This window comes from Embleya sp. NPDC001921 (assembly GCF_053594475.1).
On sequence record NZ_JBSFEO010000010.1, the window covers coordinates 49,422 to 70,490 of the forward strand.

Genomic DNA, 21,069 nt, shown 5'->3' on the forward strand with positions numbered 1-21,069 from the left:
TTTTGATGTTCCGACAACAGTTCCGCCAGGCTTCGAGACCTGGAATCCGGATCCGCTCTCAAAATTCATCATTTCACTGAAAAGAATCGGAATCTAGTAAATATACGACGGCCACGATCGCGATCACCCGTTGCACGCGTCTCGGTCGAACCCCTTCCGAACATATCCGGCTGGTCTTGTACGCGGGAGAGTGCGTCACAGTCGGCTGTGTACAGGTGCCAACGGTCATCTTGATCTGGTTCTGTCACGAGTTCCGCGACAGTCCTTCGTGTTGATCTTCATCGGTAGAGGAGAACACGTTTACGAAGAAGGTTGGGCTTGGCCCAGCCGTACATCTGCCGTTTTTTCGGCATCTTGATCCGGTTGACGTGACCTTCGACGGGGCCGGAGTTCCGGTGCAGGGAGAGACCGGCCATGACGGCGTCCCATTCCTTGCGGAACCCGGTGGCGAATCCTCGCAGCTCGGAGAAGGTGCTCGTCTCGGCGTCCATGGTCCATCGTTCGAGCTTCTCCCGTCCGCTGAGGTGAACGGCGAGCTCCGCAGAGCGCGCGTCGAGACAACTGCGGAATCGAGATCGGGACGGCGGCTTCGGAGGTCCTTCAAGGTGGCGCGGTCGTCCTCGGTGCGGTGGTCGGGGTGGGCCGGGACCACGGTGGTGACCTCTCGGGCCTTGGGGACGGACGGACTGGCGACGGGCCGGTTGTTGTCGTCGGGTCGTGGACGAAGCGTCGGACGGTGCGTTCGCCGACGGCCGGGCCGCGCTCGCGAAGCTCCCGGTGGGGGCGGTCGGAGTTGGTGCAGCCTCGGAGAAGCGGGCGATTCTGCGGAGCGTTCGGGCAGGACGTCGACGGGACGCGGGCTCTCTCCATGTCCACCTGGACCATTCCGTAGACCTGGCCCTTCTTCGGAGCGAAGTCATCGACCCCGAGGGCCCGGACCGTGCAGACCTCCGGGTCGGGCAGGGCCTGGATCAGTCGCAGGAGGGCGTCCTTGCCCAGGCCGATGGCCTGTACCTCGGTGAGGCGGGCGCCGCCCGGCCGCCGAGCGCGAGGGCGATCGCTTCGCGGATCATGCGCAGGAGCACGGTGCAACGTCCGTAAGGGAAGGTCGGATCGGGTATCTGCCACCATGCTCCGGGAAACCTGGGGGTCGAGTCTTGAACGTTTCGGACGCCGTTCGGCGCTCTCGGACGGCCACGCTTGCCCGCGGCGGCACGAAACGGGTGCTCCGCACGGCGCCGGTTCTCCGTGGTCCAGGTGTTCGGAAATGTGCGGTACGAAGGACCTCGCGAAGGTTCTTCCTGCCGTAGACCGCCCGGTCACCTTGAGGTGCTCTGCCATCGGCGACGTCCAGGCCACACGATCGACCGACCGACAACCATACAGTTGCGGTATGTGCATCCGTGATGCACGGTGAGTGAAGCCGGGAGTGCGAATTCCGGACCGCTGATTGTGACGAAGGGTATGACGATGACGCAGGCACAAGGCGCGAAGAAGGCGATCCTCGAGGTCAGGAACGTCCAGGGGCACGTGGTCGCCAAGGCGCCCATCAGCGGCGAGTTCGAGGCGAACCTGCGGGACGCCACCACGGACGCCCCCCTGGCCGGCCGGGAGATCGTCTTCCGCTCCTCCACCACCCACCGCGAGATCGGCCGGGCCACCACCGACGCGCGCGGCATCGCGCGCTACGACAGCGGCTCACGCCTGGCCCAGCCGTTGCTGGTCGGCGACGTGACCGCCACCGGCGTGGTGGCCGCCTTCGAGGGCGACGCCGAATACGCCCCCGTCGAAGACCGGGCCGGAACCTCCATCGGAGCCTGACCTCCTCCCCCGGGTCCACGGCCGGCCCCGCCAGGCCGTGGACCCCCCGCCAGGACCGCGACCACACGCGGTCGATCCACCGAGGTGCGTGATGTCGCCGCACCACGTCCCCGGTGTGAGCGAACCAGGTGTGGGCAGCGAGGCGTCCTCGGAGATCGACGGCCACCGACCGCCTACGCAGGTCGAGGCACTCGGCTTGCCGGCTGCTTCCCCGGTGTCGCGGGGAAGCAGCCGAGACGTTCAAGCCCTGGACGGCACCCACACGACACATCGACCCGACCGACGACCAGCCGCCACCCGGGCACACGCTCACACCGAAGGTGACGCGTATTTCCTGTGCCTGGACGGGTGACACCGATGATCATGAATCGGCGGCGGCATTGCTCAGAGCCGACCACGAACAGAACCTTCCTTCGGCGGTGCCCCACGCGGATACGCATCGAGCATTCGGCCGGCGAAAATGGGTCTCTCCCATGTCCGCGGTGGTGGAGCCAGGCGACAGGGTAGCGATGCGTCACGTCCACTTCGGCGCCGGAGCGTTGGGCCTCGGTCTGATCGTGCCGATGACGGCCGCCCGTGGCGACCTCACCATCGTGCAGCGGCGCTCACCCCGGTCCGGCAAGCTGATGGACGCTCTCGTCGCGCACGGTGGCTATCGCCGCTGTGCCCGGACCGTCGGCGGCGCCTGGCGGTCGTCCGAAGTGAGGTTGAGCCGGGGTTCGGAGATCGTGGACGCCGGCGACGTCGACACCTGGGCTGCCCGCGTCCGTGATCCCGACACGGTCGTGCTGACCACCGCCCTCGGCGAGGCAAACCTGGACGGGTTCGTGCCCGCCCTGGGCGGCGCTCTGGCGGCCCGGGCCCGCCTGCGCCATGTGCCGCCGTTGGTCGTGGCGGCCTGCGAGAACCGGGTGGGCCCGGCGTTTACCGCGCTCGCGCGGCGATTCGCGGGTTCGACCGTGCACTTCACGCGAACCGTGGTCGACCGCATGTGCCTGCCGCCGGACGTGCGGCGCGGGCGGGTGTGGGCCCGCACCGAGTGGTACGGATCGTGGTCGACCGCCGGCGGATCGTCCGCGCGAATCCTGGCCGGGCTGATCGGCGGTGACCGCGACTGCGTGTTCCGTCCGGTCGGAGATTTGCACGCCTTCCGTCGAAGAAAGCGGTGGCTGGTCAACACCCCGCAGCTCGCCCTGGCCCTGCACGCCCACCGCGACGGGGTCGGACACCTCGACAGGTTCGCCCGGGGCGAAGGCGCCGGTGTGCTGGCCGACGTCCAGGAGGAGTGCCGGCACGCGCTCACCGCGTACACGAACGTCTTTCGCCCCGACGAGCTACGCGAGTTCGGCCGTCACGTGACCGCCCGGCTGACGTCCTGGCCGATGCCCACCGAGTTGGTCCTGCGCCGTCTGCGTCCGGAGAACATGCGGTCGTTGCCGGGCACCGTGCGGGAGTTGCTGATGGAGCCGTCGCAGATTCTCTCGCTCCGTGAAGGAAGGCCGCCTCCCACGCTGGTCCGTACCCTGCGGATGCTCGTGGAGGCGACCGACACGAATACGTGCTTGGGTTCCCACGGTCCGCGAGGGCCCGTCGCCGTGCGACGTTCGACGTTCGGTTGATCAAGGAGTTCGAGACATGGGGTTCGCCACCCTCGTGGAGACGGTGTTCGTGCTGACCGGCGTCGCACACGGCTGCGCCGTCGTGCTGCTCGCCGTCGACGTGCGGTCCGGTAGGGCGGCTCGCCGAGGGGCCGCGATCGGCGACCCGATCGGGTGCTTTGCCGTCGCGGCCGCATTGGCGGTACTCACCGGCCGCGACGTCACGACGGTAGCCGCGACGGCCGGTGCGGCGGCGGCGATCGGCATGCTGATCACGTGTCTGGCCCCCGACTTCCGCCCCGCCGGGGCGCTGGCCTGGGCGACCGTGGTGAGTGGGACGGTCGCGGGAAGCGTCGTCGGCTTCGTGCACCTGTCGGACTTCTCGACGGGCGCGATCGTTGCGGTGCCGATGTGGCTCGTCGCCGTCATGGGCGTGCTGCGGACGCCTTCGAGCCTGATGCAGCTCTTCGAGGGCTGGGAGGTGGCACTGCGGCACAGATGGCGACGGACGGCGATCGCACCGACGGACCGGTCGCCGATACCGAATCCGCCGATGGTGACCATCCAGGTTCCGATCCACTCGGAGCCACCGGGAATCGTCATCGACACCCTCGACGCGCTGGCCCGTCTGGACTACCCCCGCTTCGAAGTGCTGGTGATCGACAACAACACCCGCCAAGAGAACCTGTGGCGACCGGTGGAGGCACACTGCGCGCGACTGGGTCCGCGTTTTCGGTTCCTGCACGTCGAGGGCATCACCGGCGCGAAGGCCGGAGCGCTGAACTGGGCGCGGCCGAGCCTGGATCCACGTACCGAACTCGTCGCCCTGGTCGACGCCGACTATCAGGTCGAGCCTCGATGGTTGGCGGACACGGTGCCGCTGTTCGCGGATCCGAGGCTCGGCTTCGTGCAATGCCCGCACGCCTACCGGGACTTCCGCCACTCCACCTACGGCCGGATGGCGAACACCGGCTACCGGTGGGCGCAGGTCACCGAGATGGTGTCACGGGACGAGCATGGGGCCGGGATCACCGTCGGCACCATGTCGCTGATTCGCTTGGAAACCCTGGACAAAGCGGGCGGCTGGGCCGAGTGGTGCCAGACCGAGGACTCCGAGTTCGCCATCCGCGCGCATGCCGCCGGATACGGCTCCGTCCTGCTCGACCGGGCCTACGGCCGGGGGCTGATCCCCGAAACCCTCTCCGAGTTGAAGAAGCAGCGCTACCGCTGGACGTACGGGCCGGGTCAGGAGTTCAAGGCACATGTCCGGCTCTTCCTGCCCGGCAGGCTCGGAGCAGCGTCCGCGCTCACCCGGGGCCAGCGGATCCGACACGGACACTACGGACTGGTGGTGCTGACGGCCGGCTTCGGCGTGCTCTCGCTGCCGATGGGTGTGGTCCTGCTCTGCCTCGTCTTCGGCGGCCACGAGATGCCGGACCTCGGTCCGGAACTGCTGCTGCCCTTCGGCGCGCTCCTGATCGGCCGCCGGGTCATGCGCTGGATCCTGTTCACCACCGCGGTCGGGGCCGACTTCCGTGATTTCGTGGGCGGTTGCGTCGCACTGTTGGCGGTGAAACCCACGATGTCGAGCGCGTCGTTCGGGGTGCTGATCGGCAAGCCGACACAGTGGCGGCGCACCGACAAGTTCCACGCCGAACCGGCCGGATTCCGCTGTCTGCGCGACGCCCGCACCGAGATCGTGCTCGGGCTCGGCTGCCTTAGCATCGCGGTCGCGACGCCCATCGCCCTGCCGGTCGGTGTCCCCACCGTGCTGTTCACGCTCGGCTTCGGATGGCAGGCAATGGTGTACGCCTGCGCACCCCTGCTCGCGGTACTCGCCGAACGCGACCTCCGGACCCGGCCGGCGGCATCGGCCGCCGATCCGCGCCCGGCGGCCGGGGACCCGGCGCCGACCCCCGAGCGGGCGCTTTCCGCGTCCGACCCCGACCCGGCGGGACCGGGCGTACGGTGACGCCCGCCTTCGAGCGGATTCGAGAAGTGGTGGCCTCATCGACATGAGAACCCACCCCACACGAGAGTGCCGCCTTACGGTTGATCGGATCCGCACCACCATCCGGCACTCGGGCGCAACGCATGCCCGAGTCGGCGGTGCATCGCGCGGAGTTCCCCGTTGGAACGCGCGGCGGCGTCTGCGATGCCGACAGCCTTGCACGGATGGTCCTCGTCATTGATCCATTCGGGATGACCCGCATTCGGGGCCTCCAGGATCGGGATCGAGAACGGTATCCGTGGGCCCGAGGTGGGGAAAACGCCGGGCATCGACGGTGATCGAGTTGTGCCCGGCATCGCTCGACTGCGGGGCCGGCGCGTCCTGTCGGGTGAACGCGTCTCCCGGGTGCGGCGCGGCGCGTCGGGCGTGGATCAACCGGGAGGCGATGGTGAGTGGTGTCGCGGAGTGCTCGTGTGTGGGCCCGAACGCTCCTGCGGACACGCCGCGGCCGGTCGCCCCCGCCCCTCGGGCACCGGCCGCGCCGTGCTCGCGAAGGACCGCCGAAGTGTGGAACGGTGCGGCTGCCCGTCCGTTCCGAAGGCCGGACACAGTGTGGTTGTCCCGCTCACCGTCCGCGTGGCCGATACACACGAACCCTGGGACACCACCGACCGGCGGTCGGCCACGAGCGGCCGAGCGCCGCAGTGCTTGCGTTCGGCTGCGGATCGGCGCGAATCTCCCGAGGCGGCGCAGCGCGTCGTCGAGGTCGGCTTGGGCGTGGTCGAGCCGGGTTGTGCTGTCGGTGCCGGCCGTGGTGTGGTCGGGACGGCGGTGCAGGCGGGGTTGTTCGCCGGGGTCGGCGGCGCGCGTGGGTGATGGCGTGGCCGGCTCGCGCGGCGGCCGCGTCCAGGTACGCGCGGGTGGCGGATTCGGCGACCTTCGCGAGATTGGCCGGGTCCGTCAGGGCGCGGGCGCGCCTCAAGGGTCTGGCCCACGAGGCGTTCACGCGTGTTCGTATCGCTGATCGTTCCGGCTTCGACGGTGTGCGGCTCTCGCTCGACCGTGGCACTCGTCGAATATCGGTCGAATGGGAAGGATGATGGCACATGACGATCTTTGATGCACTGGACGGCCTGGACGCCGTCGACTGGGCGGGGCTGGAGCATGCGTACGGTTCCGCGGGGGATGTGCCGGCCCAGATCCGCGCGCTGACGTCGGATGATTCCGCAGCCCGCGAGAGGGCGTTGGGCGCCTTGTACGGGAACATCTTCCACCAGGGGTCCCGCTACGAAGCCTCCACGTTCGCGGTGCCTTTCCTTGTCGGTCTGGCGGCGGATACGGCCACGCAGGGGCGGGCCGAGATTCTCGCGTTGATCGGCTCGCTCACGGTCGGCTACGACGAAAGCCACCTCCCCCGGGGCCTGGACATCGCGGGCCGGCGGACCGAGGTCGAGGAACTACGCTCCGGGGACCGTGACGCGATGCGGCGCCGCGTCGAGGAGTGGGTGGACGAGGCGGTCGACGCGCGAGACCGCCGGGTGCGCGAGATGCGCCTGCGCATGTTCGATCCCGAAGGCTCCTACGAATGGGCGCGCCACGAACTGGCCGTCTACGACGCGGTCAGGGCACAGGTGCCGCGACTGGCGGGGCTGCTCGACGATCCGGACCCCGGGGTCCGCGCCGGAGCGGTGTATGTGCTGGCCTGGTTCCCCGAGGAGTCCGAGCACATCCTGCCGCGGCTGCTCGATCTGCTCGCCGTGGAACCGCTGCCGGGAGTGGAGGCCGGCATCCTGATCGCCACCGCGCTGATGGCCGCCGCAGACGACGCCGAGATGGCGGACGTGCTGCGTCGGCGGCTGAGCGCCGGCGGCGAACCGGTGGTGCGCTGGGCAGCCGCGACCGGGTTGGCACGTCTGAGGGTGCTGGACGAAGACGTGGTCGAGGTCTTGGCGGCGGCCGTCGTCGATCCTCCCGAACAAGGCATGCCCGGCATACCGTTCCACGACGGGGACCTGCGCGGCTACGCCTCACTCGCCCTGGTCGCGGCCGACCGGGCGGTCGGGGTCGGTGCTCTGGACGCCTTGCTCGCGGGCTTGGCACGGACGTCGGGGCCGTCGGCCTTCGCCGTGACCGCGGCCGTGTTGCACGTGGCCTTCGGTGCGGGCAGGTCGCGCCCGCTCCCGCGCTACGAGGAACTCGACGCCGTTACACGCAAGGTCGTACACGCGCTGGCCGAGTTGGACGAACACACCTGGCGGTGGGCCGACTTCCTCCTCCTGCTCAGGCCCTACAACCTCCCGGGAGACCACGCCGCATGCAGGCGGTACGTCGGATCGGCGACGCAACCAGCCGAAGACGCTCCCTTCTGAGTGGGCTTACCGAGGGCCGACACGTCCCCCGAATGTGAGCACCTCGACCCGAATTCGTCCACATCCTCCTCGACAACGCGCCGGCCCGACCGAACCGGGCCACGGGCTGAGGCCATGCCGATGAGTTCCCGGACGGTGCCCGGCATTCCCGGGAGCGTATACCGAACCGATCGACCGGCACGGATCTGGCGCCGGGCTCCGCCACCTCGACCGCATGGACCCCGCAGGTCGCCTCCGACGCGAGCGGCGACACGTCCGTATCCTCGCCGGTCCGGGTCGTGGGTGTCGACGCCGAACCGTCCTGCCTCGGTGACCGGCGCCGCCGGCCCGGTGCGGGTGGCGACGGTGAACCGCCGGAACACGACGCAGCGGTCGAGCCAGTCGTCGCTGCCGGTCGTGCCGCCCCCGCCCACACGGTCGACGCGATGGCCGGTGACGTCCTCGAAGGCCAAGGGGTCCCGGTTCTGTGGGCGACCTGTCTCCGTCGCCAGGAGCGCAGCCCTCGGCCATAATTTACGGCGTTGTCGTGCCAAGAAAGGGAATCATGGTGGCGGAGTTACGGGCGACGCGAGAACTGCTCAACAGGTATGCCGGCGCTCCGACGGAGGTAACCCGGCCGTGGGAGTCGCGTGTCGTGGAGGTGGTGATGCGGTATGGGTCCCGATCCGACGCGCAGGCGCTGCTCCCGGCGTTCCTGGACGATCCCGAGGCGCGCGAGGAGTTGATTCCGGTCTTCGCCCGGCACGGAGACCTCGCGATGGCCGAGTACCTGCTGGACGCGAGCGTGGAGGCCGGCAGGCTGCGTGACGGTGTGCCGACCGAGGTCCTGCACGCCGTCGGCTGTCTCGGGTACGAACCGGCCGAGCGGCTGTTGTGGAACTACGTCGAGGGAGAGTATTGGGGGTCGACGGACGCCTGCCTGGGGTTGTTGCACCTGCCGTGTCGGGGTCTGCAAGCCGAGATCGCCGAGGCGTTGGAGCGGCATCTCGGCGACAACCTGTTCCCCGAGTTCCTTCCGGTACTGGCATCGAAGACGGGTGACCCGTCGTGGTTGGGAAGGCTCGTCGAGTGGGGTGAGGGCGGTGCGTCGACGGACTGCAACGGCGGGCTGATCCTCGGAATAGCGCTGTACGGCGACGCCGCCCGTGACGAGTTCACCCGACTGTTGTGGAATCCGTGGTGGGAGGCCCACAGCACCGCCACAGGTTCGAACCGGTGGGCGTATGCGGGTGCACGAGTGCTGGGCCTGGGCATGTCGGAGCTGTACGCCGATCTGGTCGCGCGGGTGAAGTCCGAGGCGCAGCCCGAGAACAAACGGCATTGCGTCGCGATGTTCACCGCGCTCTTGGGCCTGTGGACGGGCGGATGGCGGCTCGGCGTGCGTATGGCGCCCGATCCGAGCGAGACCAGTGACGAGTTGATCGACCTGCTCTTCGAGTGGTCCACAACCCACAATGACTACGCGTTGCTCGGCTTGGCTCACAGCGTGCTCGATCATGACGACCACATCATCACCGATCTGCACCACTTGGAAGCGACCCTGCGACTCCAAGCGCAACATGAAATGGAGATCCGGGAGTTCACGGACCGCTCATAAAGGCTTCGACTGCACCTCCGATGGCCTTGATTCCGTTGTGCTCGGCAGCGCACAGAGCGACGGAGTCGGCCCAGCTCTTCCGGGGTCCATCGTCTCGTTGCTTGATGGTGGGAACAACGCTGCACGCGTGCGACGTTCGCGCCCATCCCTCGCCTATACGCGCCGCCTTCGGAGCGACCGTCCTTGGCGGCATTCTCCAATCGGAGCGCCCTGACAAGCGATTGCATCGGTGGGCACGCGCAGTCGTTGCATCGAAAGGACGCGTGACTCGTCGGCGCGTGCGGCGGCGGACCGTGTGCTGTGTCGGCGCACATTCGAAATCATGAAATACCAGGAGATGAAGTGCTGTTCGAGAAGCGTGGACGGGTTGCGATCTGGCTCAACACGAGCTTCGACGAAGACAACGACTCCATCGGTTGGTTCGACCATGACTACGCCGAAGTGGGCGGCATGGGCAAGCTGATGCCGTTCCGCGATGCTTGCTGTGGGAAGAGCTACTCGAAGAGCTGGATCGATGCGGCGGAGGCGGCGGCCCTCGCCGCAGGGATCACCGAGGTCGATCACGTATTTGCGCTCTTCAACTACGAGTACATGGACGAACCCGGTCCCGTCGACGATGAAGACGCGGAGGAAGGGGCGTACTTTCTCGGGACCTTCGACTTCGTCACAGACGATCCGCGAACCTCCTGATCAAGTGGCCGGATCCGCGTCCCGGTGGGCGTAGTCGACGTGTCGGCCTCCGGCTTCGAAGTGAAGCCGGAGGCATCCGGCGAGCCGGAATCCGCTCTTCAACGCCAATGGGGATGTCAGTTCGTCGGGACGAACTGTGTCCCGAGTTGCTCATCGAGCCGGTGGACGAAGTACTCGACCTGACTGCCGACCCGCCGCTCGAGGGCATCCAGGGTCGGGGCCGAATCCCCTTCCGGGTTCGCGGAATCGGCGATTCGCCCCTCGACCAGCACGAGCACCCCGGTGCTCGGGTCGTACAGCGCGGCGCGGGGACGTGTGTGGAAACCGTCGCCGTTCTGCACGGAGGTGAGGAACCCGCGGAAGTCGGCCAGGCCCTTCACCCGCGGACCAGCGTACGGCTCGGAGACTTCGTCCAGGTTCTCCTGATATCTGCCCGTCGGCTTGAGGGTGCACTTGCCACTGCCGACGAGTTGCACGAAGTAGTCCCTGGTGAGGTCGCGGAAGTCCTTGCGGACGTACCAGACGGTGATCGTGGTGGCAATGTCGTCGGCGAGATAGGAGCGCGCGGCGAATTGCGGTTGTGGATACAGCCAGGTGCCCCAGTGCTTGCCCTTGAGTTCGTCCACACACGGAGTGCCGGGGCTGGGCACGGTCTCCAGCGTGCCGCCGCCGAAGCGGTTGTTGTTGTCGACGATCGGCGGCCTGACGGTGAACCCGGGGATGTTGTTGCCCGGCAGCACCTCGGCCAGTCGGGCGAAAGGCGGCTCGGCGCCGGCAAGTCCCAGGCGATAGACCCTGAATCCGTCCGCTCCCTCGGCGATGGACGCCCCCACCTCCATGAGCAGAGGTTCGTGTTCCCACATCACCAGGATCGCCCGGACCATTCCGGGGCAGTGCCTCTCGCATTCCTCCTCGATCTTCTTGCCCGCCGCCGACGCGACCTGTTCCGCGGTCCAGCCCTGACGACTGACGGCGACGGCGAGTCGGGTGCCGAGCTTGCGCATCGAATCACCGCACTCGCGGGCGCCCGCGACGAGTTGGCCGGCGATATCGGCGGCGGAGGGATTCGGCAGTTTCTGGATCTCCGTCCCGCGCTTGTACAGGCAGGCGAACGCCTCGGCGGCCTCGTGGGTTACGGCCACCGCCCGGACCACGGCATCGGTCGGTTCGGCGGGCAGCATGCCCTTGAAGGTGGCCGTGGCCAGATCCAACAGCGGGGTCGCCGCGTCCAGGGTGCCGGTGATCGCGGCGTTGGCGGCCGGCTTCGACAAGTCGACCTTGAGCCGGATCATGCCCCCGGCGGGTAGGAACGCGACAGGCAGGTTCTGCGCTGCGGCCATGGTCCGGGCCAGGAGCGTATAGGGATTGTCCGGGTCCGGCTTGGCCTCGACGAAACGGACCCCGGCGGGCAGATCGAGCAGGAACGGCGTGAAGTGCGGATTGCTCACGTACAGATCCAGGGTTCGTCGCGACGCGTCGGCGACATCGAACTTGGCGCACGTGATCGCGTCCGGTACGAACTTCCCGACGTCGAGGGTGAGGGTGAGCGCCGGGTAGGCGCACTCAACGGTGGGCGGGGTCGCCGTGCGCTTGCCGATGCCCAGGACACCGTCGGTGCTCAGCAGATTCCTCGCCTTGGTGAGGGTCGTCGAGATCGCCTGTTCGACATCCCACCACCCGACTCCCCACAGCGAGAAGCGGTCCGTGCTCACGGATACCCGATGCTGCGCCGTGTCCACGTGCTCCGGCACCAGGGCCTGCCATTCGTTGCCCTCGTAGCGCAACACCCGGATGTTCTCCACCTGTTGCGGCGTCGCCTGGGCGGGATAGTCCATCGTCACCGTGGCCCGCCCCTTGGCGAGTTCGCCGCCTCGAACCTCGATTTTGGTCAGCTTGCCGAAGAGCTTGTATCCGCCACTCGGCGGCGGTACGTCGTCGACGGTACTCAACCGCAGGGCCGGCGAGGCCCCCTTGAACGCCTTGGCCGGCGCCGACACGGACACGCTCCCCTGAGGATTCGCCCCCCTGACGGATCCCCCGCCGTCACCGTCATCTCCACCGCCACCCGCCGTGCATCCGGTGACCACGGCGAGGCCCACCACGAGCACCACCGAAATCAAGGATCGGACCGCAGCCCGCAACCACCCCACCATGTCCCCCACAATCCCCACTCCACGCCCGTCACAGCCCCACCGGACGAATCCGCTGCCGCCCCTTCCCCTACGAGCGCGCACCCATCGATCATGCGCCGAACACCCCCGATCCGACGGCACGTTCGACAAAACGACGACGCGGATCACACAACGAATCCGTATCGTCCGACGACACACGAACCCACACGCCGACAGCGGCAACGGTGACGTGGCGACCGGACGGCCACGCACGACCACCCATCGTTCGCGCCGTCGCTCGCGAGACGACGGCGGGCCGCAGGGCGCGGGCGCGAAGTCCCGGCGCGGCCGATGCCGCGTGATCGCGAGGGCGCCGCGACGGCGCCGGCCGTTCGGGTGCACTCGGGCGTGGACCGACCCGACCACACGGCCTCGCGCAACGCGACCCCCGAGGAGCGACCGGCGCCGGTGGCCCGGCGCACGAGTTCGATGTGGAGATCGACCCCGGTCACGGGAACGCCCTCAGCTCCGTGAGGCGGCAAAGCGGCGGGGCGGTCAACGGGATGTGTGGGGGTTCGCGGCGGGGTGGCGCGGTCCGAGGAAGACCGTGATGCCTGATTCGTCGGTACCGACTCGGTGCCATCCGACCCGTTCGTAGAAGCGAACCGCCACGTCGATGTGCGCCGAGGTCAGCAGCCGGCACTTCTCGGCAGGGGTGTCGTCGGTCACCGCCGCCGGCAGCGCTCGACCCACTCCCGAGCCCCGCAAGCCCGGACGCACCGCGAGTTCGTCCACTTCCCGCGCACCACACAGCCACGTCCGGGCGTGCTCGCCCCGACGATGGCCTCGACCCGCGCATAGGCGCGGGTCTGCGGGAATATCACGGGCGTCGTCGACCTCGACGGAGCGCGGTTCGGCCGTGCCGTCGTGGACCCTCGTCGACGTCTCGGTGGTGTCCCGGAAGACCAGCCGTGGCGCCTGCGGATCGAGCAGCCCTGATCCCGCCGGGTCAACTGGTCGACGCGCCCTTCAGGAGTGCGGGCGAACCGTACGACCTGGTCGTGGGTGGCGACCTCGAGCATCTGGGTGTGATGCGCCGTGAGATCGGGAGGTGGGGTGCCGAGGATACGCGCCTTCGGACGGTGATCCCGTCCGGGGTGTCAGAGTCCGAGCCAGGTGACTTGGGTGATGTAGATACATTCCTGACGGGGGACGGTGAGGTATTCGAAGAGGAGGTTGCGGCCCGGGTCGCTGTGCGTGCGCACGCCTGGGCCGGTGCCCTGGAAGTCGACTCCGTCCAGGTAGACCATGGAGTTGACCGTGGCCAGGTCTGCGGCCGCCTTCTCGACGGCGGACAGAATTTCGGTCGGCAAGCCTGCGGCAACCTCTTCCAGACTGGGCAGCCATTCCCAAGCCCAGTCATTCACCGGCGATCTCACGGTGCGCCTCGGCACGGAGTCGGGCAATCTCGGTACCCGCGTTTCGGATCTCCTCGGGATCGTGTGACCGGGCCACGACCCGCTCCAGTTCCCGCAGACGTCGAGCCAGCGCCGGGCGGCGCTCGATTGCCACGAAAACCGCCCATTTGCGCAGGAAGAGCCGCACGGCGTTCGGCTGGAGGTTCTCGGCGACCCAGTCCAGCGCTTCGTCCTCCTCCTGCTGGAACTCGGGCAGGTACGTCGGACTCAACACGGCCACCGCCTCCCGGAGCGCCCGGATCTTCAAGGGCGGCATCGGAACCAGCGGCTCGTCGCCCCACTCGGCGTGCTGTGCGGTCATGATCTCCTCCTCCGACGTCCAGTCAACCAGAACCGTCCGACCCGCACGCCCACGAGCACGAAACCACTGGACTGCGGCGAGTCGACCCTGCCGAACGGGTGAGTCGGAGCGACGGCGGAACGGGCTGTCGATTCTCAGTCCAGAGCTCTCGCCGCGGGATGCCTCGACGAGGATCGCGTGCGCAGGCTGGGGATGTGCGGCACGGTGTTGTCCCGCGACGTTTCGGACGTTGTCAGGGCGCCGGAGGTCTTTCGGCCGAGGATGTGCGGCGAAGGGTGTCCGTGGCGGCCTTGCGGATGGCTCGGGCGCCTTCCGATGCTCGTTGGCGGCTCAGCTCGCGCAGAATCGGGCGCGGGGTTCGCGGGTTCGCGGCCAGCAGGACGAGGACGTCCGGGGCGTCGCCGGCGGCGAGTGCGGCGGCGGCCTCCGCGTCGAGGGATGGACTGGACGCGAGCCTGCGGTGTTCGCGGCGGCGGAGCGCGTCGGCGACGTGTGGATCGGTCGAGGCGCGGGCGCGGGATTCGAGCAGTTCGTTGCGTGCCGGGTCCGGGACGGGCGACTCGAGCAGGAGGGCGAGGACGTGGGCGTGGGGGTGCCGGTCGAGGAACCGCGCGAGTCGGCCGACGTCGCCTGCCTCCGCGTTCGCCAGGTCTCGGGCGTGGAACGCGACCGCGTTCCACGCGAGGTCCGTCGACGCCGTGCCGAGTATGTCTTCGTACGCGGTCTGTTTGAGTGTCGAGTCGGGATCGATCTCGGCAAGCGCCCGTAGCAGCGATCCGCCCGAGACATCGTGGTATCGGCGGACGAAGGCGGCGAACTCTTCCGGCCGGACGGAGGGATCGCGATAGAACTCCAGCCCCACCGTCAGGACCGACTCCGGGTACCGGTGGACCTCGCACATGCGCAGCAGCAGGCTGCGGGGCCCGGCACGATGGCCCAACGCACCGATGAGCACGCCTCGGTCGCACAGCCGGAGGAGGTACGCCTCGGACATGTTCGGGTTGTCGAGGAACCCGGTCCCGAGGTCTTCGTGCCCTTCGGCGACGAGCGTCTCGACGATGCGGCGAAGTTCCGGGGCGGACACCGCCGCCGTGGCCGCCGCACGGGCGATCGCGTTCCTCAGCGGGGTGGTGTTGTTCGGGGTGTCCAACGTCAGGTACAGGTCACGACGCCAGGACGGCCGCGCCATCCCGGCAATGAGCGTCGCGGGACTCACGTCGTCTTCGGTCATCACCATGGTGCCGGGAGCAGCCCGAGCGGCCCGCGCAAAAGATCGCGCCTCGAGGGATAGTGGCTCATCGGCGGAGCACCTTTTCAGGGGGAGTTGTATGTTCGAGAACGCGGCTGCGGACCTGACACCTCGTCGCGTTCCCTGATCGAAAACGCCGCCGAGCTTCCATCATTGAAGCAGGGTCGAAGGAAACCCGGTATCGCATTCTTCGCGTCGAGGGATCACCGCCGGGCCGTCGTCGAGGGCTCTGTGTGACGGACGCGATACGTGGCCGGACGTCCTATCTCCCCGAGGGGCCCGCAACGCCGCCGAATTGTCCGAGCGCTGCGAGGGCGTCCATGTGTGCGCCGACAACGTCACTTCCGAAACGTCGGCGGCTCGCTGGACGCCCGGACCCGATTGCCTGGCGTTGTCGTGCTACCGCTCGATATCGGTTTGGTTTCGCGCCAGTTGAGTACGCAGACTGGCGTGGTGACCGAGCTGTGGGTGCCCGTACTGACATGGGCGGACGTGGATCCGTTGCGGCATCCGTTCGAGCTGGATGCGGATGTGGCGAAGGAGTTGGCCGGTCGTGTCGAGCCCCTGCTGCCCGGCGCCGATGGGTTGCGTCCGTTGGATTCCGTCACCGAGTTTCTGGTGGATCGGTACGGTCGGTGGGCATGCGGGTGGAACTGGTCGGTGGGTGATGGTAACGACACCGGCGGAGGGGTCGTCCGTGCGTGGTGCTGCGCCTCCCATTCCGTAACAACGGCGGACGCGACCGCGCCGCTGGTCGTTGCGGCCCTGCTCGAATGGCGTGACTGGCTCGAGGATCTGGCGGAGCGCTTCCGCGCCCTGGCATCGCCGTCGAACTCGGTTGCGTCCTCGATGGATCCCCGGCGCTGAGAGCGGGCGTGCACGCGACTGGTCACCGTGGTGGCCGAGCGCACGCAGGCCGAGTACCTCTGGTACAAGCATTGCGTTCAGGTCCTCGAATGGTTCCTCGCCTACAACGGAATCGACGGTGAGCGAGCCGGAGAGATCGTGGAGAGCGCGGTCGGTGGCCGGTTCGACAGTTGGATCGCACCGGACGTCGCGGTGGTCGAGTCGGCGAGCTCGCGGTTCGCCCGGGCCATGGGCGGACAACGCTGAACCCCGGGCCCGACCACACGATGGGCTCCGGGCCCGACGATCGAAACGACGACGCACTCGCCGACTGGCTGCGCGTCCGGACAGGGGTCTCCTGGCCACGCTGGAGCGGGCGCCCCGTCGCCGAAACGCCCGTGCCGGACGGCTTCCGGAACTTCTTCACCGCGACACGCGGCGGCCGGGACGCGGAAGGGACCGCGCGGGTTCTGACCGCTCTCGACCGTGCTCTCGCAGACGCGGAACAGGGCGCTCGACTGACCTTCGCCCTCATGGCGAACTGGCAGCGGACCGTGCTGGGCCGCAGCACGGCCGGCTTCCGCACGATGCCGGCGTTCGCAAAGGGCGGACTCGAGCGCTACGGCCTCGCACCCGACACACACGCGCTGTTCGAGCGATGCCTCGCCGACAGCGCCTGCCCCGATCCGTCCCTTCCTTCACGCGCCGCCCGGGCCTACCTCGACGTCCTGTTCTTCCATCCGTTCGAGGACGGCAACGCCCGCGCCGCGATGCTGGCGCCGGCCTTCGTCCTGGCCCGAGAAGGCGTCTCGCTCGACCAGGTGCACCCGCTGCAGACCACCCGCTGGGCCGACGACGCCGAAGGCGCGGCCGATCTGGCCGTGCTGCTCGGAATCCTGATCACCGCAGCGCGGCGCCGCCCGCCAACCAACGCGAGCCGACCATGACGAGACGCGGCAGGCTCGCTCACTGGAAACGCCACGGGTTCGACCTGGTTCACCACAAACTCAACGGGTTCGATTTCGTTCGCGGTGCGGCGTAGGAATGCGTGAATGCGACGCGTCCTGGCCCGGTTGCCTCAGGTGTCCCACAGGTTCGACACGGTGGCGAGACTTACGGTTGTGAGGGGTCGTGCGCACACCCTCGGACCGGCGCGGATATCACGTGGGCCGCAGCTCTCGCACGTGGTCGGCCCCATCGTGCGGCGGCGCCACCAGCGAGCGACACTCTCGCGCCATGGCCCGCCGGCACGATGGGAACCAGCCCGACCCGACGATGCAGGCCGACGTGGGTCGCGACGCCTCGACAACGCCACATCGACGCCCTGCCCCGTCGAGCCACTCATCCATGATCACCGGCGAGCGTCACGCGGGCCAGGAAAAACACGTCGTGGCGTCCCGGAACTGCCACCACTGATCGGGCGATACCGCGCCCTCTTTACCTCCGGCTCCGAACGCGCCGCAACACACCCATCCGGGCCGTACAGCCGGAGTTGCAGGCCACCGCGTACTCTTCGACCGCACCTGTGTCATCAACCGGCGACTTCCACCCACGACCACGTCGGTTGACGCTTCTCGCCGCGCGCCATCGCATGCGGAACCGGTTTCGCGGCCGCTGTTCGAGATGGGCGTCCGTTCCTACGGCAGGAACAGCCGTCGCGATGGAGGGTGACTCAGACTCGCTCGATGAAGCCGAGGCTCGTCATCACCTTCCGGTAGTCCACGGCCGGGTACGAGTTCGGTAGCAGGATGGGCAGCGGACAGGTGTCCTCGTACAGTTTCTTCGCGTCGGCCGAGTACCGCACGAAGGGCAACAGCAGCGGCTCGTACTTCGCCCGCGCCTGCTCGGTGGCACGGCGCGGGGCGGCCTCCGTGTAGCTCGGGGTCGGTGTGCCGGTGAGCAGCATGTGGTTGATGGTCGGCCGTCCTGGTACGGAACGTCGCCCCTTGTTCTTGTCGCGGACGCGCTCGAGTTCCTTGATGAGCATGGGCACCATGGCGACGTCCTTCGGGTCGGCGCGGAAGGAGGGGATCACGGAGTCGTCCTCGTCCAGCATGCGAATGACGGAGTAGACCATCTTTCCGTAGCCGGCAGGGAAGTCGATGAAGAGGACATCGTCTTCGTCGTCGTACGCACGCAGGACCTCTGCGAACCAGTCGTTTCGGTCGGGATCCGCAGCAATCGCGGTGTCCGCTTCCGCCAGGTCGACGCTGCCGGGCACCAGACGCAGATTCGGAATGGTCGCGAAGGCGCTGTCGTCGTAGTCACCGCCCTCCCCGTCCGCTGCCGGCACTCCCTCGATGCGGTAGCGCGCCGGCAGTACTACTTCATCAAGGGTGGCCGTGCCGTAGATCAGGTCGAGTGCGCTCTTGCGGCCTTGGAGCGCGGTCTGATCCCAGCCCAGGACCAGCGACGTCGACATGTTGGCGTCGAGGTCGAAGACGGTCGAGGGGTATCCGCGCAAGGCCGCGGTCGTCGCCATGCTCGTACAACTCGTCGTTTTGGTGGAGCCGCCACAGGCAATCAGGTAGGCCATGATGAGGGGCCAGTTGCGCCCCTTCGGACGGAACCGATCTTCGATGAGGCGTGTCATCGAGCCTCTCCTGTGTCCACGGTGATCGATCCCAGTTCCGCCTGCTCCCACTCGGTCTCGGGTAGGTAGTGCGCGTACTCCTGCAGTACGCGCACGTGGTCGCGCTCTCGGCTTCCCCAGGATTGCCGCCGCGCCGACGTGCGGAGTTCCCCTGCCGCCAATGCGCCGGCGAACGCCACCAGGCGCTGTAGGTCGGGATCCCCCGAATCCTGTACGGCGTTGAAATAGGTGGCGGCGTTCGACGCCTGCAGTTCGTGGCGATCGATGGCTTGCAGCCAGACCAGCGCGCGCTGCTGCGCCGCGGCGTGTTGTGGCGGAGCCAAGGCGGCGGAGGTCAGGACGCGGAGGAGAAGTTCCGTGCCGGCGGGATTCCTCGGGTCGATGTTCTGGAGGATCCGTCTGCAGGCGGCATCGCGCGCCGCGGCGGCGGTACGCCGATCCTGCTCGAAGCGGTCTGCGGTGGGCTGCTCGGGAGCGCTCCGCTGGCGTGTATGTGGAGTGGGGGCGCCGTTTCCAGTGGAAACGCTCGTCGAGCCACTCGGCGGGGCGGCGCCGGCGTTTCCAGTGGAAACGGTCGTGGGTTCGAGCAGGTCGGCAGCGGCGTTGTCAGCGGAAGAGTCGTCGCCCCGCCGTTGGCGGGCGAGGATTCGAGACTGTGCTTCGGTGGGGTGTACTCCGGAGCGAACGAGTGCGAGAGCTTCGGACTGATCGTCGTCGTTGAGTTTTTGCATCTTCTCGGCCGCGCTGACCTTGAGCGTGCCGTCGCGGATGGCGTCCTGGACCTGGGGGATCAGGTTGAGGAGTTGCACGCGCTTCCAGACGGTGCCCTTGGAGATGGCGCCGTCCGCGGTCTCGCCGACCTTGTCGGCGATCTGTTCGTAGGACAGCCCGCTGTCGCGCAACGCCTTGTAATGCGAGGCCTCTTCCAAGGCACTGAGCTGGGCACGGCGCAGGTTCTCGATCAGCGTGATAAGGCGGGCGTCGACAACCCTGTCGTCGCGGAGCACGCTCGGAATCGTGCGACGGCCGAGCATCGTGAAGGCACGCCAACGGTGTTCGCCGAAGAGGATCACGTTCGGGGCGGTGATCATGTCGGCGGTCTCGGGATAGGCCCTGATCCAGACATCCGCGCGGATGTGCGCGATGTCCTGGAGGAGTCCGACCTCTTCGATCGTCGCCGCGAGCTCTGCCACCCCCTTCATCTGGCGCTTGTTGAAAGGGTTGGGGCAGAGAGCCGCGACCTCGACATCGAGGGTGTCGCCGCTGTGGTCCCTGTCCGCGTACAGTGCCGTGCCGACGACCGGTTGCGCCGGGGCCGGTTGCTTGGTCTTGATGCTGTTGCGCTTGGGCCTCGGGATCGAGCCGGTCATGGAATCTCCAGGACGACAGATGAAGTACAGCCCGAGACTAGCGTTTCCGATGGAAACGTCCCCCGAGGCAGGACCGGAAATCACCGAAGTCGTCGTGTGGCCGCGAGTCCGGCGCGGCCTGGATGCTTCGCCGGGGAACCCTCCTGCTCTCTGGTGGGTGCTCCAGGTATCCGATCTCCGCCCGTGACGAATGACGTCAGCGGCGAGAAGGGGCAGCGGGAGCGCCGGGTCGGGCGTTCTCCCCCGGCAGTGGCTCGATGGGCGTTTGCTCAGTCTTGGCGAAGATGACGTGCGTGCGGGAATGCTCGCCGGCGCGTTCGGTCGTCGGGATCCGGGGCTTGCAGGAGGACCGCTGCTTCTTGACGCCCCGAAGATGCTGGCGCATGGCCGGTACAGGATCCGTGGCGTCGGGCAAAATCCAGCAGCCCCCAAGGGCTCCCGGCGGAGCTGAAGCCGAGGTGGCAGAGGCATCTCGGACTCTCCCGAAAGGCCCTCTGACCTGGTGTTATACCGATAGACGTCTCTATAGTTACGCCGATAGCAATGTTGATAGCTAGCAGGATACATATCTCGTCAAGTATGACTACAGCTACGCTCTTAGAAGTACCTACGTCTATCCATACCGATCCGGCTATAGATATCCGGGTATACCTACCCTCCCACGGACCCACCTTCCTTCGCGTCTTCCTTACATACATCCGCAGAATCTTGCTTACGTCAGACCATCCCTAGCTAAAGTCCTTCATGCTTCCGTTCAACCTCGCTTATTTACTTCCCACGTTGCTCTCCATCCGACCGTCGATCTTGCTTACGCTTTTTCTTACGCACTTGCTTAGCAATGCTCATGCTTGCTTCGGTGATTCCTTATGTACTCGCGCTCCTCCTTTCGGTCGATAGTACGAACTTGCACACTGCCTTTATTCTCATCCACCCCACGGCTCACCTTGTTTGATTCTTACCCGTACTACTTACGTCCTTCCTCACGAAATAGCTTCCTGACGTGCTTCCTTGCTTATGTAGTTCTTCACGCACTTGACGTCCTACTCACGTTGGTTCTTCCTTCCTTTCAACCCCTCTTACGCAGGCACGTACTCG

Annotated in this window: 17 protein-coding genes; 9 read left to right on the forward strand and 8 right to left on the reverse strand. The window is 67.5% G+C overall.

Features of this window, described 5'->3' with window-relative positions; genetic code table 11:
* Positions 1 to 278: 278 nt before the first annotated feature.
* On the reverse strand, positions 279 to 920 hold the full coding sequence (locus tag ACWCPW_RS14355; RefSeq protein WP_449761825.1) for a transposase: 642 nt from the start codon (positions 918 to 920) through the stop codon (positions 279 to 281).
* A 550-nt stretch (positions 921 to 1,470) separates the two neighbouring features.
* Here ACWCPW_RS14355 and ACWCPW_RS14360 point away from each other — a divergent pair.
* The 6 genes from ACWCPW_RS14360 (at position 1,471) to ACWCPW_RS14385 (ending at position 10,026) form a co-directional block, all read left to right on the forward strand.
* Positions 1,471 to 1,821: a hypothetical protein gene (locus tag ACWCPW_RS14360; RefSeq protein ID WP_449761826.1), complete on the forward strand. Its 351-nt coding sequence runs from the start codon at positions 1,471 to 1,473 to the stop codon at positions 1,819 to 1,821.
* 563 nt (positions 1,822 to 2,384) lie between these two features.
* On the forward strand, positions 2,385 to 3,440 hold the full coding sequence (locus ACWCPW_RS14365) for a hypothetical protein (protein WP_449761827.1): 1,056 nt from the start codon (positions 2,385 to 2,387) through the stop codon (positions 3,438 to 3,440).
* 16 nt (positions 3,441 to 3,456) lie between these two features.
* Entirely contained in the window at positions 3,457 to 5,391 is a 1,935-nt protein-coding gene (locus ACWCPW_RS14370) for a glycosyltransferase (RefSeq protein ID WP_449761828.1), read from the forward strand.
* A 1,085-nt stretch (positions 5,392 to 6,476) separates the two neighbouring features.
* A complete protein-coding gene (locus ACWCPW_RS14375) occupies positions 6,477 to 7,739 on the forward strand; it encodes a hypothetical protein (RefSeq protein ID WP_449761829.1) in 1,263 nt (420 codons plus the stop codon).
* A 646-nt stretch (positions 7,740 to 8,385) separates the two neighbouring features.
* Complete coding sequence (locus tag ACWCPW_RS14380; protein WP_449761830.1) at positions 8,386 to 9,336, forward strand: hypothetical protein; 951 nt, start codon at positions 8,386 to 8,388, stop codon at positions 9,334 to 9,336.
* A gap of 342 nt (positions 9,337 to 9,678) precedes the next feature.
* Positions 9,679 to 10,026, forward strand: coding sequence for a hypothetical protein (locus tag ACWCPW_RS14385; protein WP_449761831.1), 348 nt, complete (start codon positions 9,679 to 9,681; stop codon positions 10,024 to 10,026).
* 116 nt (positions 10,027 to 10,142) lie between these two features.
* On the opposite strand, the gene ACWCPW_RS14390 is transcribed toward ACWCPW_RS14385, so the two are convergent.
* The 5 genes from ACWCPW_RS14390 to ACWCPW_RS14410 all read right to left on the reverse strand — a co-directional run bounded on the left by ACWCPW_RS14390 (position 10,143) and on the right by ACWCPW_RS14410 (position 15,147).
* A complete protein-coding gene (locus ACWCPW_RS14390) occupies positions 10,143 to 12,029 on the reverse strand; it encodes a hypothetical protein (protein ID WP_449761832.1) in 1,887 nt (628 codons plus the stop codon).
* Positions 12,030 to 12,692: 663 nt separating this feature from the next.
* A complete protein-coding gene (locus ACWCPW_RS14395) occupies positions 12,693 to 12,932 on the reverse strand; it encodes a GNAT family N-acetyltransferase (RefSeq protein ID WP_449761833.1) in 240 nt (79 codons plus the stop codon).
* 365 nt (positions 12,933 to 13,297) lie between these two features.
* Positions 13,298 to 13,510, reverse strand: coding sequence for a hypothetical protein (locus tag ACWCPW_RS14400; protein ID WP_449761834.1), 213 nt, complete (start codon positions 13,508 to 13,510; stop codon positions 13,298 to 13,300).
* A gap of 46 nt (positions 13,511 to 13,556) precedes the next feature.
* The gene (locus ACWCPW_RS14405) at positions 13,557 to 13,916 is read right to left on the reverse strand and encodes a hypothetical protein (protein WP_449761835.1); all 360 of its coding nucleotides are present in this window, start codon (positions 13,914 to 13,916) and stop codon (positions 13,557 to 13,559) included.
* A 232-nt stretch (positions 13,917 to 14,148) separates the two neighbouring features.
* The gene (locus tag ACWCPW_RS14410) at positions 14,149 to 15,147 is read right to left on the reverse strand and encodes a hypothetical protein (RefSeq protein WP_449761836.1); all 999 of its coding nucleotides are present in this window, start codon (positions 15,145 to 15,147) and stop codon (positions 14,149 to 14,151) included.
* Positions 15,148 to 15,618: 471 nt separating this feature from the next.
* Here ACWCPW_RS14410 and ACWCPW_RS14415 point away from each other — a divergent pair, with 471 nt between their 5' ends.
* From ACWCPW_RS14415 to ACWCPW_RS14425, 3 genes are all read left to right on the forward strand, one after another.
* Positions 15,619 to 16,032 carry a hypothetical protein gene (locus tag ACWCPW_RS14415; RefSeq protein WP_449761837.1) on the forward strand — a complete coding sequence of 138 codons (414 nt, stop codon included), beginning with the start codon at positions 15,619 to 15,621 and terminating at the stop codon, positions 16,030 to 16,032.
* Between the two features lie 30 nt (positions 16,033 to 16,062).
* Entirely contained in the window at positions 16,063 to 16,278 is a 216-nt protein-coding gene (locus ACWCPW_RS14420) for a hypothetical protein (RefSeq protein WP_449761838.1), read from the forward strand.
* Positions 16,279 to 16,544: 266 nt separating this feature from the next.
* A complete protein-coding gene (locus tag ACWCPW_RS14425; protein ID WP_449761839.1) occupies positions 16,545 to 16,958 on the forward strand; it encodes a Fic family protein in 414 nt (137 codons plus the stop codon).
* A 725-nt stretch (positions 16,959 to 17,683) separates the two neighbouring features.
* On the opposite strand, the gene ACWCPW_RS14430 is transcribed toward ACWCPW_RS14425, so the two are convergent.
* Together ACWCPW_RS14430 and ACWCPW_RS14435 are read right to left on the reverse strand one after the other, a co-directional pair.
* Positions 17,684 to 18,604 (reverse strand): ParA family protein, encoded by a 921-nt coding sequence (locus tag ACWCPW_RS14430; protein ID WP_449761840.1) that lies wholly within the window; start codon positions 18,602 to 18,604, stop codon positions 17,684 to 17,686.
* Positions 18,601 to 19,974 carry a ParB/RepB/Spo0J family partition protein gene (locus ACWCPW_RS14435; RefSeq protein ID WP_449761841.1) on the reverse strand — a complete coding sequence of 458 codons (1,374 nt, stop codon included), beginning with the start codon at positions 19,972 to 19,974 and terminating at the stop codon, positions 18,601 to 18,603. Before ACWCPW_RS14435 ends, ACWCPW_RS14430 begins: the two co-directional genes overlap by 4 nt.
* Positions 19,975 to 21,069: the final 1,095 nt, after the last annotated feature.